General features: G+C 59.3%; 10 protein-coding genes. 1 reads left to right on the top strand and 9 read right to left on the bottom strand.

The window, feature by feature from the left end:
* Positions 1 to 62 precede the first annotated feature (62 nt).
* The 6 genes from LG290_RS11780 to yrfG all read right to left on the bottom strand — a co-directional run bounded on the left by LG290_RS11780 (position 63) and on the right by yrfG (position 6,992).
* On the bottom strand, positions 63 to 2,408 hold the full coding sequence (locus tag LG290_RS11780) for a Tex family protein (RefSeq protein ID WP_499834974.1): 2,346 nt from the start codon (positions 2,406 to 2,408) through the stop codon (positions 63 to 65).
* A gap of 65 nt (positions 2,409 to 2,473) precedes the next feature.
* Positions 2,474 to 2,971 carry a peptide-methionine (R)-S-oxide reductase MsrB gene (msrB, locus tag LG290_RS11785; RefSeq protein WP_499834975.1) on the bottom strand — a complete coding sequence of 166 codons (498 nt, stop codon included), beginning with the start codon at positions 2,969 to 2,971 and terminating at the stop codon, positions 2,474 to 2,476.
* A 166-nt stretch (positions 2,972 to 3,137) separates the two neighbouring features.
* A complete protein-coding gene (locus tag LG290_RS11790) occupies positions 3,138 to 4,694 on the bottom strand; it encodes a phosphoenolpyruvate carboxykinase (RefSeq protein WP_499834976.1) in 1,557 nt (518 codons plus the stop codon).
* 321 nt (positions 4,695 to 5,015) lie between these two features.
* Entirely contained in the window at positions 5,016 to 5,891 is an 876-nt protein-coding gene (gene hslO / locus LG290_RS11795; RefSeq protein WP_499834977.1) for an Hsp33 family molecular chaperone HslO, read from the bottom strand.
* A 31-nt stretch (positions 5,892 to 5,922) separates the two neighbouring features.
* Entirely contained in the window at positions 5,923 to 6,315 is a 393-nt protein-coding gene (gene hslR, locus LG290_RS11800; protein ID WP_160417878.1) for a ribosome-associated heat shock protein Hsp15, read from the bottom strand.
* Positions 6,316 to 6,326: 11 nt separating this feature from the next.
* Positions 6,327 to 6,992, bottom strand: coding sequence for a GMP/IMP nucleotidase (yrfG, locus tag LG290_RS11805; protein WP_160417877.1), 666 nt, complete (start codon positions 6,990 to 6,992; stop codon positions 6,327 to 6,329).
* 73 nt (positions 6,993 to 7,065) lie between these two features.
* Here yrfG and nudE point away from each other — a divergent pair, with 73 nt between their 5' ends.
* Entirely contained in the window at positions 7,066 to 7,662 is a 597-nt protein-coding gene (nudE, locus tag LG290_RS11810; protein WP_499834978.1) for an ADP compounds hydrolase NudE, read from the top strand.
* A 235-nt stretch (positions 7,663 to 7,897) separates the two neighbouring features.
* Here the strand turns inward: nudE and ilvD are convergent, their stop codons facing one another.
* The 3 genes from ilvD to LG290_RS11825 form a co-directional block, all read right to left on the bottom strand.
* A complete protein-coding gene (ilvD, locus tag LG290_RS11815; RefSeq protein WP_499834979.1) occupies positions 7,898 to 9,742 on the bottom strand; it encodes a dihydroxy-acid dehydratase in 1,845 nt (614 codons plus the stop codon).
* Between the two features lie 119 nt (positions 9,743 to 9,861).
* The gene (gene lon, locus LG290_RS11820) at positions 9,862 to 12,345 is read right to left on the bottom strand and encodes an endopeptidase La (RefSeq protein ID WP_499834980.1); all 2,484 of its coding nucleotides are present in this window, start codon (positions 12,343 to 12,345) and stop codon (positions 9,862 to 9,864) included.
* 81 nt (positions 12,346 to 12,426) lie between these two features.
* Complete coding sequence (locus LG290_RS11825; protein ID WP_499834981.1) at positions 12,427 to 13,680, bottom strand: DUF945 family protein; 1,254 nt, start codon at positions 13,678 to 13,680, stop codon at positions 12,427 to 12,429.
* Positions 13,681 to 13,697 lie beyond the last annotated feature (17 nt).

A 13,697-nucleotide genomic window follows, 5' to 3' on the forward strand; every position in this document is an offset into this window, starting at 1 on the left:
AGCAGAAGGATATGGCGCCGCCATGGCAAGATTCAAGCCACACAGGCTTAGTTATCACAGGCTTAATTATCCCGGCGCGCCTTGAGCAGCGCCGCGCCCAACGCTCCCATGGGGGCGTTGTCCTCCTGTGTCGCTTTTCCCCGGTTCTTGGCCGGGCGACGCCGGGCATTGGCGCTAGTGTCCGGCTGGCGGGAAGGTGCGGCGGCCTCTTCTTCCACGCTGTCATCCAGGCGCATGGAAAGACCGATGCGCTTGCGCGGAATATCCACGTTCATCACCTTGACCTGGACGATATCACCGGCCTTGACCACGCTGCGCGGGTCTTCGACAAAACGGTCGGCAAGCGCGGAAATATGCACCAGCCCATCCTGGTGAACACCGATGTCCACAAAGGCACCGAAGTGGGTCACGTTGGTTACCGTGCCCTCCAGGACCATGCCGGCTTCCAGGTCCTTCAGGGTTTCCACCCCCTCACGAAATTCAGCGGCACGGAATTCAGGTCGCGGATCACGCCCGGGCTTGTCCAGTTCCTTGAGAATGTCGCTGACGGTGGGAATACCGAAGCGTTCATCGGCAAAATCGGCGGGATCGAGCGCCTTGATCGCCGCACTGTCACCGATCAAACCACCCAGATCACGCCCGCTGTACGCGGCCATGCGCTTCACCAGCGAATAGGCTTCCGGGTGGACGGCACTTGCGTCCAAGGGGTTTTCCGCGGTGTTGATACGCAGGAAGCCAGCGCACTGCTCGAAAGTTTTCGGCCCCAGACGGCTGACCTCTAGCAAGGCCTTGCGTGTCTTGAACGCGCCCTGCTGATTGCGCTGCATGACGATGTTTTCGGCCAGGGTGGTACTCAGCCCCGCCACTCTTGAAAGCAAGGCACTGGAAGCGGTATTGAGATCCACCCCCACGGCATTCACACAGTCCTCGATCACCGCTTCCAGGCTTTTCGAAAGCTGCAGCTGTGAGACATCGTGCTGGTATTGCCCCACCCCGATCGACTTGGGCTCGATCTTGACCAGCTCCGCCAAGGGGTCTTGCAAGCGCCGGGCGATCGATACCGCGCCGCGTAGCGTGACATCCAGGTCGGGAAATTCACGGGCGGCGTATTCCGAGGCCGAATACACCGAGGCGCCCGCTTCGCTGACCATGACCTTGCTCAGGCGCTGCTCGGACGCCAGCAGCTGTACCAGTTCGGCGGCCAGCTTGTCGGTTTCACGGCTGGCGGTACCATTGCCGATGGCCACCAGCTCCACAGCATGGGTTTTCGCCAAGCGGGCGAGCTCGGCCAGGGATTCCCGCCATTGCTTCTGCGGCGCATGAGGGTAGATGGTGGTATGCGCCACGAACTGGCCAGTGGCATCCACCACCGCCACCTTGCAGCCGGTACGCTGGCCGGGGTCGATCGCCAGGGTGACCTTGGGTCCCGCGGGCGCGGCCAACAGCAAGTCTTTCAGATTGGCGGCAAATACCTCGATTGCGGTCAGCTCGGCCTGCTCACGCAGACGGCCCAGCAATTCTGTTTCCAGGGCGGTATAGAGTTTCACCCGCCAGGTCCAGCGCACCACCTCGGCCAACCAGCGGTCGGCAGCGCGCCCTTGATCGCGAAGGCCGAACTGCCGGGCAATCATCACCTGGGCGGGATGCAGCGGCGCCTCCTCTTCCCCCGGCAAACGAATCGCCAGGCTCAGTACGCCTTCGTTGCGCCCCCGGAACATGGCCAGCGCCCGGTGGGAAGGCACCTTGGCAAGGGCTTCATCATGTTCGAAATAATCGAAGAACTTGGCGCCTTCCTGCTGTCTGCCTTCCAGCACACGGGCGCTCAGCCGCCCTTCGGCCCATAACCGTTCGCGCAGCATGCCGATCAATTCCGGGTCTTCGGCAAAGCGCTCCATCAGAATCTGCTTGGCACCGTCGAGTGCCGCCTTGGCATCCTCGATGGCAGCAATATCGCCTTCAGCGGGACGCAGGTAGTGGGCGGCCTCGGTTTCCGGGATCAGCGTCGGGTCGCCAAGCAAAGCATCGGCAAGCGGTTCCAGGCCGGCCTCACGAGCTATCTGTGCCTTGGTGCGACGCTTTTTCTTGTAGGGAAGGTAAAGGTCTTCCAGCCGTTGCTTGGTATCCGCGGCTTGCAGCTTGGCCGCCAAGTCATCGCTCAGCTTGCCCTGTTCATCGATGGCGGCGATGACCGCGGCACGCCGTTCTTCCAACTCACGCAGGTAACGCAGGCGTTCGTCCAGTTGGCGCAACTGGGTGTCGTCCAGGGCACCGGTAACTTCCTTGCGGTAACGGGCAATGAAAGGCACGGTGGCGCCGCCATCAAGCAACTCGACAGTGGCGGTTACCTGCTGAGGGCGAACGGCAAGCTCGTCGGCAAGGCGCGAGATAATACGCTGATTGACATTCATATATCGCAAATAACTCATGCGGCATCAAAGATGCGACAAGGTATCACAATCGCCGCAATGTCGCTTCATGCCGGTACGAAGCGCAATGCCACCCCATTGTTGCACCACCGCAAGCCGCTAGGCTCAGGTCCATCCTCGAAGACATGCCCCTGGTGACCCTCACAACGCGCGCAGTGATATTCGGTACGCGGCCAGATCATGCTGAAGTCCAGTTCCGACAACAGGTGCCCTTTTACATGCTCGAAAAAGCTTGGCCAGCCGGTACCCGACTCGAACTTCATGGCGCTTTCGAACAACACCAGATCGCAGCCGGCGCAATGATAGCGACCTTCTCTCCATTCATCGTTCAATGGGCTGGAAAAGGCCGCCTCCGTGGCATGGTCACGCAGGACGTCATACTGCGCCGCAGTCAGTCTTTCCTGCCACTCGGCATCGCTGAGTTCGAGTGGTGTTATGTCGGCAGCACGTGAAAGTTTCAACCGTGGGAAGCCAAACGCGACACCCGGCAAACTCCCCACCAGACCGGTAGCCGCTGCCAACCCTAAAAAATGCCGACGCTTCATCAGAGTTCTCCTGCCTGATATGTATCAAGGCTGTAAAAGATTCTTCGCCCTTCTCCCCAGATGCCAGAAACACAACGGGAGAAGCGATATACGCTTCCCCCGTTCAGACTATCGTTTGAGCTGTCAGTTCTCATCCAGGCAAATATTACCCAAGCCTAACGTTCGTTCAGGTCAGCTGGGGACCGGCTTTGACGATGGCTTCACTGACGCCTTCGAATTTCTTGAAGTTATCCACGAACTTGGCCGCCAGCTCCTGGAGGTTGCGGTCATAGGCAGCACGGTCTTCCCAGGTGTCGCGCGGATCGAGCAGGCTGGAATCCACCCCCGGCACGGCAACCGGCACCGCCAGATTGAGGCCGTCCACATGGCGTGTTTCTACATCACGCAGCATACCGGACTGAATCGCGCTGATAATGGCACGCGTGGTGGGAATCGAGAAGCGAGCCCCCCCTTCACCGTAGGCACCCCCGGTCCAGCCGGTATTGACCAGATAGACCTGGGCATCCTTGGCATCCACCCGCTTGATGAGGAGATCGGCGTATTCACGGGCAGGACGCGGGAAGAACGGCGCGCCGAAGCAGGTCGAAAAGGTAGCTTCAAGCCCGTCGGCAGCCCCCATCTCGGTGGACCCTACCTTGGCGGTGTAACCGGAAAGGAAATGGTACGCTGCGGCTTCCTTGCTCAACACGGACACCGGCGGCAATACCCCGGACATGTCGCAGGTCAAGAAGACGATGGCGTTGGGTTCACCGGCACGGTTTTCCAGGACACGCTTTTCGATGTGCTCAAGCGGGTAAGCGGCACGCGAGTTCTGGGTCAGGCCGTCATCGGCGTAATTGGGTTCGCGACGGTCATTCAACACCACGTTTTCCAGCACGGTACCGAACTTGATGGCCTTCCAGATTACCGGCTCATTTTTCTCGGAAAGGTCGATACATTTGGCGTAGCAACCCCCTTCGAAATTGAATACCGTGCCTTCACCCCAGCCATGCTCGTCGTCACCGATGAGATAACGTGCCGGGTCGGCGGAGAGCGTGGTCTTGCCGGTACCGGAAAGGCCGAAGAACAGGCAGGTTTCACCATCTTCTCCGACGTTAGCCGAGCAATGCATGGGCAGTACATCGGATGCCGGCAACAGGAAGTTCTGTACCGAGAACATCGCCTTCTTCATTTCCCCGGCGTAGCGCATGCCGGCGATCAACACCTTCTGCTGGGCGAAGTTGATAATCACGCAACCGCTGGAGTTAGTCCCGTCGCGGTTGGGCTCACATTCGAAAAACGGCGCATTGAGAATCTGCCAGTTATTCTTGGCGCTGGGGTTGTATACCTCGGGGCGCACGAACATGGTGCGTCCGAAGAGGTTGTGCCACGCGGTTTCGGTCGTCACACGTACCGGCAGATAATACGTCGGATCACTGCCGACATGCAGTTCGGAAACGAAGTGATCGGCACTGGCCAGATAATCGTCAATCCGCCCCCAGAGAGCATCGAACTTATCTGCATCGAACGGGCGGTTGACGCTGCCCCAATCGATGTGATCGCGAGTCGAGGGCTCGTCGACGATGAAGCGGTCCTTGGGTGAACGGCCGGTACGGTCACCCGTGTTGACTACCAGGGCGCCATCGGCTGACAGGCGGCCTTCACCACGGGCTATGGCGCGCTCGATAAGTTCGGCGCTGCTGAGATTAACATGGACTTGGGGAGCGGCTTGAGTCGTGGTCATGTCGATTCCTTGGCCTTTGGGCCGATTCTCTCATTTACCAGGCGTCACCGACGCCATAAAAATCATCCCAACCCCATGCAACAACCGCTTACTGGGCCAGGTTCGATGAAAACGCGGGCATTATGCCAAAAACAACGTCCCCAGGGAACGGGGGCGTTGGCAGAAGATCTTGTAGTTAAACTACGACAGAACCACCATATGCTGTGCTGCTGCCGCGTTGAAATTAAAACGCTCATTTGCTTGGGGAGCTGACAGGCCTGAACTGTGTGATGCTTTGCTTTCGCGGCATCGGCAGCCACTTCCAGAATCGCGACTACATAATCAGTGAATCACGGGTGATGGCGCGTCGGGATTATCCAACATTGTTTCAATTTCGGCCGCCGTGTAGTGATAGCGCGAGTGACAGAAGTGGCATTGGGTGTCGATGACGCCCTGCTCTTCCAATATATCGCGCAGCTCATCCGCTCCCAGCGTCAATAGCCCAGCCCCCATACGCTCACGCGAACAGGTGCATCCAAAGCGCAGCGTCTTGGGCTCGAACACCCGCACGGTTTCCTCGTGATACAGCCGATACAGCACCTCGCGCTGTTCAAGACCCAACAATTCCTCGGCCGTGACGGTATCGCCCAACACAACGCTACGTTCCCAGGCATCCACATCCTGATTCTGCGCCTGCTGCGGCAGGCGTTGCAGCAAAACTCCCCCGGCCCGCTTGCCATCCGCCGCTAGCCACAGGCGAGTGGGCAGCTGTTCGGATTGGGAGAAATACGCTTCCAGGCAGCCCGCCAGGCTGGGATGATCCAGCGCTACGATGCCTTGATAGCGATTGCCCTCGCGTGGATCCAGAGTGATCACGATCTGTCCATTACCCACCAATTCGCGAAATTCGGCATGCTCTGCCGGCAAACTGGCGTCTTCAGCCACCCGAGCAATCGCGCGCAACTCACCGCCGGGGTTGGACTCGGCCATCAACAAGGAAAGCACTCCCTGGCCTCGCACTTCGATGCTCAGGGTACCGTCGAGTTTGACGGTATCGGTCAAAAGCGCCACGGCTGCCAGCAATTCACCCAACAGCGCATTGACCGCCGCTGGGTATTGATGGCGATCGAGCACTTCCTGATAGGCGCTCTCCAGGGTGACGATTTCACCGCGCACGTTGGTCTGGTCAAACAGGAATCGTTGTATCTGGTCGGTCATATCACTCTCAATTCAGAACTCTCAATTCGGTTCATTCATCGCCCTGATGGCGTTGAAACCGTTGGATGTCGCGGCGCTGTTTCTTGTCCGGGCGTTTCAAAGGATGCTGCATGACCTCATTGGTCAGCCGGCGCGCTTCGGCTTCACGTTCACGGCGTTCACGGCTCTCGGGGGTTTCTTCATAAAGCTTGCGGGCTTCCGGTGCCCCCCGGCGCTGGTCGGAAACCGCAAGCACTTCCACTTCGAGAATATCCCAACCTTGGGGCACGCGAATCAATGCCCCCTGCTCAACGATCTTGCTGGTTTTCGAGCGCCCGCCGTTGTAGTGAATCTTGCCGCCTTCTATGGCCTTCTTTGCCAATTGGCGAGTCTTGAAAAAACGCGCCGCCCATAGCCATTTATCCAGGCGTACAGTGTCGCTCATTCGCTCTCTCCTTAGGGGTAGGGTAATTCCGAGGGTAGCAAACGCGCGAAACGATCCAGCGCAATGAATTCTTCCAATTCCTTCTCGGGCTTGCGGCTATCAGGCTGCTTGATACCCATCAAATAACGAATCCCGAACTCACGAGCACTTTCCAGTACGGCGGCATTATCATCGATGAACAAGGTGCGTTCGGGATCGAACGGTTCGACGTCCTGCAAGGCAAACCAGAATTCCTGAGCTTCCTTGGGCACGCCGAGGTCGGCCGATGAGACAATTGCATCCAGATATTGTTCGATGCCTGTCAATGGCAGCTTGAGTGCCAGACTTTCACGATCGGCATTGGTTGCCAGCACCACGCGAGGGTGAGCTTGTTTAAGCCATTGGAGAAAGTCCAGAGCATCGCCGCGCAGACCAATCAGGTGTTGGATTTCGCGCTTAAGGGCGACGATATCCACCCCGAGCTCCCGACTCCAGTACGCCAGACTGTACCAGTTGAGCGTGCCTTGCTCGCGGATGATCCGCGCACGCAATGTCTCTTGGGTGGCTTCATCCAGACGGTGCAGTTCGGCATAACGTCGGGGCAGATGGTCGAGCCAGAAATGGCTGTCGAAATGCAGGTCCAGCAAGGTGCCATCCATGTCCAGCAGGACGGTATCAATAGCGCGCCAGTCGATCATTGCGGCTCCGGTCGTGGCGGTGATAAGCATGTTATTGTAGCGCAACCACCTACCGCCAGCCATGGAGGCCAGCATGTCCGAGTCCGAGACAGCCCCCGCTTATTTGCAGAAACCCCAGATTCTCAAGCGTACCAGTGTGGCCCGCAGCCGCCTGTTTCATGTCGAGTCGCTTGAATTACGTTTTTCCAATGGCGAGGAACGGGTGTTCGAGCGCCTGACCGGTGCCGGGCATGGCGCGGTGATGATCGTGGCCATGCCCGATCCCGAGCATGTGCTGTTGATTCGCGAGTACGCCGCGGGCTTTGAAGATTATGTACTCACCCTGCCCAAGGGCCTGGTCGACCCCGGCGAAGACGTGGTGACCGCCGCCAACCGCGAACTGATGGAAGAGTGCGGCTTCGGTGCCCACTGCATCGAGCCGCTGGTGGAATTTTCGCTGGCCCCCAACTACATGAGCCACCGCATGCAGGTGGTGCTGGCGACCGACCTCTATCCCAAGCGACTACCCGGCGATGAGCCTGAACCCTTGATTGTGGAAACCCACGCTCTCGACGAACTTCCCGCCCTGCTGCTGCGGGAAGATTTTCACGAAGCCCGCGCCATCGCCGCCCTGTATATCGCCCGCGACAAACTGCGCGCCGACAATCCAGAAGCACCCAAACTGCTATAAAGCCAACCCCTCGCGCGATGAATCGCCCTCCCACCCGGCCGAAACCCTATCAGCCCGGCTTTGTGGAGGGAGGCCGGTTTACCGGGCGAGCTTGTGGTTTGGGGGTGACCTTTACAGCCAACCCTCGCGCGCTGAATCGCCCTCCCACCCGGTCAAAACCCTATCAGCCCGGCTCTGTGGTGGGAGGCCGGTTTACCGGGCGAGCTCTTTGGGGTGGTGACAGCCTCCTGCCAGCTCAATCCAGCTTGGAAAGATCACGTACCGCACCCTTGTCGGCGGAGGTGGCCAGCAGCGCATAGGCCTTGAGCGCGGGAGTCACCTTGCGCAGGCGCTGAATGCTGGGCTTCCAGGCGTCCTTGCCGCGTGCGTTCATGGCCTCACGCCGGGCACTCAATTCAGCGTCGCTCAGTTTGACGTTGATGGTGCGATTGGGAATGTCGATGCGAATCAAATCGCCCTGCTCCACCAGCCCGATGGCACCGCCCGCACCCGCCTCCGGCGACACATGGCCGATGGAAAGCCCCGACGTGCCCCCCGAAAAGCGCCCATCGGTAAGCAAGGCACAGGCCTTACCCAACCCCTTGGATTTCAGGTACGACGTCGGGTAGAGCATTTCCTGCATGCCCGGGCCGCCTTTGGGGCCTTCATAGCGAATCACCACCACATCGCCGGCTTTCACCTTATCGTTCAAAACGTGTTCCACCGCTTGGTCCTGGGATTCGACGACATGCGCCGGACCTTCAAAGACCAGTATCGATTCATCGACACCGGCGGTTTTCACCACGCAGCCGTCAAGGGCGATATTGCCGTAGAGTACCGCCAGCCCGCCTTCGCGCGAGAAGCAATGCTCCAGATCGCGAATACAGCCGGTGGCACGGTCACCGTCCAGGCTCGGCCAGCGCGCACTCTGGGAAAACGCCACCTGAGTGGGCACGCCACCGGGGCCGGCGCGATAGAACTCCACCACCTCCGAGCTTGGATTGCGCATGATGTCCCACTCATCCAAGGCGGCTTTCAGGCTGTCCCCGTAAACGGTGGGCACCGAGGTATCCAGCACACCGGCGCGGTCAAGCTCGCCCAGAATCGCCATGATCCCCCCGGCACGATGCACATCCTCGATATGATATTTCTGCGTATTGGGGGCCACCTTGCATAGCTGCGGCACTTCGCGGGAAAGCCGATCGATATCGGTCATGGTGAAATCGATTTCGGCCTCCTGCGCCGCGGCCAGCAGATGCAGAATGGTATTGGTCGAGCCGCCCATGGCGATATCCAGGGTCATGGCATTCTTGAAGGCTGCCAGAGAGCCGATGGCACGGGGCAACAGATGTGCTTCTTCGCCTTCGTAATAGCGCCGAGCCAATTCCACAATGCGGTGACCGGCATTCTCGAACAAACGGCGGCGATCCGAGTGCGTAGCCACCACGGTACCGTTACCCGGCAGCGCCAGGCCCAGCGCTTCCATCAGGCAATTCATCGAGTTGGCAGTAAACATGCCCGAGCAGCTGCCGCAGGTAGGGCAGGCGCTGCGTTCAATTTCCGCCAGGGTTTCATCATCCACGCTGTCATCGGCGGCCATCACCATGGCATCGACCAGATCCAGGCCGTGATCGAGCAGCTTGGTCTTGCCCGCTTCCATCGGCCCGCCGGAGACGAAAATTACCGGAATGTTCAGGCGCATGGCGGCCATCAGCATTCCCGGGGTGATCTTGTCACAGTTGGAAATGCACACCAGCGCATCGGCACAGTGGGCGTTGCACATGTATTCCACGGAGTCGGCGATCAGGTCACGGCTGGGCAGGGAATACAGCATGCCGTCGTGGCCCATGGCGATACCGTCGTCCACGGCGATGGTGTTGAACTCCTTGGCCACCCCGCCGGCTTTCTCGATCTCGCGCGCCACCAGTTGGCCCATGTCCTTCAAATGAACGTGGCCGGGCACGAACTGGGTGAAGGAATTGGCCACGGCGATGATCGGCTTCTGGAAATCGCCATCCTTCATGCCGGTGGCACGCCATAAGGCGCGGGCGCCGGCCATGTTGCGGCCGGCGGTGGTGGTACGGGAGCGATACTCGGGCATGGTGTCCTCTAGCGATCATCGACCCGCTGCCCGGCGACAGAGCAAGGCCGACAGTGGGTGGTTGGAGTCAGCCGAGGATTTTGGCATGCCCCGCGGCGCCAAGCCAGAGCGCCGCCTTATTAGCCAAACACCACCTTGGCCACGTCAGGGTAGCGATCGGCAAAGTGCACCGTCATGCCTTCCTTGAGATAGTCCGGCAATTCGTGATAATCGCGCCGATTGGCATCCGGCAGAATCACCTCGAAGATGTCGCTGCGCCGGGCGGCGATGATCTTCTCGCGAATACCGCCCACAGGCAGCACCTGACCGGTCAACGTCAGCTCACCGGTCATCGCAAGCGGTCGGTTTACCGCCTGGTGCTTGGCCAGCGAGAGTAGCGCCGTGGTCATGGTGACCCCTGCCGAAGGGCCGTCCTTGGGGGTCGCCCCTTCGGGTATGTGCATGTGCACGAAGGCGGTATCGAAGAACGCCGGTTCCGCGTCGTATTCGTTCAAGTGGCCCAAGGCATAGCTGTAGGCGATGTTGGCCGATTCCTGCATGACATCACCCAGCTGCCCGGTAAGCTTGAAGCCGCGGTCCAGGGTATGTACCTTGCCCGCCTCGATGGCCAGCGTCGCCCCGCCCATGGCGGTCCATGCCAGACCGGTTATCACCCCTTCCCCTTTGAGTACCTTTTCCTTGCGGAACAAGGGGGCACCCAGGAAGTCTTCAAGGTTCTTGACCGAAATCTTGATCGTACCTTGCTCGCTTTCCAGCAGCTTGACCGCCGCCTTGCGCACGATGCGGTGCAGCTGTTTTTCCAGTTGGCGCACCCCGGCTTCTCGCGCATATCCCTCGATAACTTCCCTGAGTGCGGCATCGGTCAGGTTGATGCGCTTTTTGGGAATATTGTCGCGCTTGAGCAGTTTCGGCCAAAGGAAATGCTTGGCGATGAGCTGCTTTTCCTCGGCGATATAACCGGAAAGACGAATCTGTTCCATACGGTCCATCAGCGGACCGGGAATGCTGTCCGTGGTATTGGCGGTACAGATGAACAATACCTTGGAAAGGTCCAGTCGAACATCCAGATAGTGGTCGAGAAAATCCACGTTCTGCTCGGGATCGAGCACTTCGAGAAGTGCCGAGGCAGGATCGCCTTGAAAGGACTGGCCCAGTTTATCGATCTCATCGAGCATGATGACCGGGTTTTCCACCTTCACTTCCTTGAAGGTCTGCACCAGCTTGCCGGGCATGGCGCCGATATAGGTACGCCGGTGGCCCTTGATTTCAGCCTCGTCACGCATGCCGCCAAGCGAAAAGCGATAGAACTGACGCCCCAGCGCCTCGGCGATCGAGCGACCCACGGAGGTCTTGCCTACCCCTGGCGGGCCTACCAGCAGTATGATCGAGCCACCCACATCACCCTTGAAGGTACCCTCGGCAAGAAACTCGATAATGCGTTCCTTGACGTCCGTCAGGCCGTCATGGTCACGGTCGAGTACGGCACGCGCCTGGTTCAGGTCCAGCTTGTCATCGGTGGTGATCCCCCACGGCATGGAGGTCAGCCAATCGAGGTAATTGCGTGTGGTGCCGTATTCGGGCGACCCGGTTTCAAGGACCTGGAGTTTCTGGAGTTCGTCGTCGATACGCCCCTGGACCTTCTCCGGCACCACCAGTCCTTCCAGACGGGCACGAAAGGTATCCACATCGTTTTCACGGTCGTCCTTGGAAATGCCCAGCTCACGCTGAATGACCTTGAGCTGTTCGCGCAGGAAGAATTCCCGCTGGCGATCCTGCATCTGGGCATTGACCTGCTCGCTGATCTCGCCCTGTAGCTGAGCCACCTCGATTTCCTTGCGCAACAAGGGCAGCACCTTGTGCATGCGTTCGGCGACCGGCAAGGTGGCCAGGACATCCTGTAGCTCACGCCCCTTGGCCGAGGTAATGGCGGCGGCAAAATCGGTCAGAGGGCCAGGCTGATGCGGGCTGAAACGGTTGAGATATTGCTTGAGTTCTTCGCCGTACAGCGGATTCAGCGGCAACAGTTCCTTGATGCCGTTGATCATCGCCATGGCATAGGCACGCGTCTCCTCCTCTTCGGTATCCACCGGCTCGCGCGGATAGCTCACCTCCACCAGATAGGGGGGTTCCTTGGATAACCAGCGCGTGATGCGAAAACGCTTCAGACCTTGAGCAATGAACTGGATCTGCTGTTCGTCGCCCTTGAGCTTGTGCACCTTGACCGCCGTGCCGAACTCGGGAAAGGCCTCGTGATCCAGTGACTCCACGCCCTGTTCACCGACAAAAGCCACCCCGATGGTGTGATGCGGCGTATTACCCACCCGGCGCATGGTCTCTTCCCAGCGCTCGCGGTTTATCACCAACGGCTGTACCTGAGCCGGGAAGAAAGGTCGGTTGTGGATGGGCAGCAGGTAAATACGCTCAGGCAATATCTCGTCGGCGGGCACCATCGATGTGGAATGCTCACCGTCGGAGCGATACGCCTCCCCTTGGGCACCACTGCTGGAATCATCCGAGTCGGTGAACGCTTCCAGACCTTCCTGGGTGCCATCCTGCCACTCCTGGTCTTGGTCCTTATCCTTGTCAAATTCCTGATCGCTCATGCTCCCTCCATTGAACCCTGCCTATCGGCGTGAAATACCGTCTGGCCTTTGGTCATGGAATGCGGGCACCGGGCGCTAACTTCAAGGCCCGATATCAGGCATCGGTCGACCATTTACCCGTAAGCTTCCTCGCACCACATCGAATTCCAACGCCTGAGTACCCAACGGCAGCCCCAACCACAAGGCCGCCACAGCCGGGGCGTCATACCAGGTAAAGTCGCCATTGATGCGCTCAAGCCAGCGTGCTCGCTCATCAGGCTGGCCGAGATTTTCCAGGCTCAAGGCCTGGATGTCCCCGGCATCGAAAAATAGCGCGCCGTCGGCATCCACCTTGATACCCAGCAACGGGCTGTGCAAGGCGATGGTATCGACATCAAGGCGTGGGGAGTCACTCAACACCTGAAGAATATGCGGCTCCAGACGGGCCAGGAGGCCCTCGCCTATGGGCATCTCAGGGTCGCCCCAGGCGGCCTGCTGACGTAGCTCACCAATCACTCGACGAATGGCGTCGGCATCCAGTCGCGAAAGCTCCATCGACACCCGCCCATTGAGCAAAGGGACATTGGGGGCTTCGTCCGGCAATATCACGTCACCCAGTTCCAACTCACCACGCAGACGTAGTTCGCGCTCGTCCAGGTGCATGTGGCTATACACATCAATCGGCTGGATGCGCATATGCAGATCCGGGTGCTGCAATACCAGAGACTCGATGTGCAGGTGATCGCGCTGGTTAAAATGGTAGGCGTCTTCAATATAAGTGTAGCGGCTGGCGAGTTCCACCGGGCCCAGCGTTAAACTGGCGGAGGCGTCGGTCAGGGTCAATTGATCCAGCATGGCGCGTAAATGCCAGTCTCCCAGCACCCCCTCCAACCGCAAACGAGCGCCACGCACATCCAATTCCCGGCCGCTTTGCTGGATCACGAAAGGGGCCAGCGCCAGGCGAAGCTCACTGTACCCGCTCAAGGTGTGATAACGGCCTTGCCAGCGAGGCACCGAGGGCGCGGAAACCTCCCCGACAGCTTGCTGCAGAGCACTGTCGAGTCGTGGCAACACCGTACCTTGAACATCGGTGCTGAAAATACCATGCCGGGCGTTATAGGTGATTTCAAGACGCCAAGGGCGTCCCAACAGAGGCGACAAGATCAAACGGCCACGCGAACTCAACCACCCTTGATGGCTTTCCGTGCGGTTCACGCGCCATTCGCCCCGCGCTTCCAGATCTTCAAGCGACTGACGCAGGCTGCGTTCGAAAAGCAGGCTGGAAAGTAGTTGTGCCACCACCCAGCCCACTGCCACTACCACTACCACGGGTACGATCAATCGTTCCTTGCGCATCCTACCTCCCGGATGAC

Origin of the sequence: Halomonas sediminis, assembly GCF_044871105.1 — a bacterium.
Lineage (GTDB): Bacteria > Pseudomonadota > Gammaproteobacteria > Pseudomonadales > Halomonadaceae > Vreelandella > Vreelandella zhuhanensis.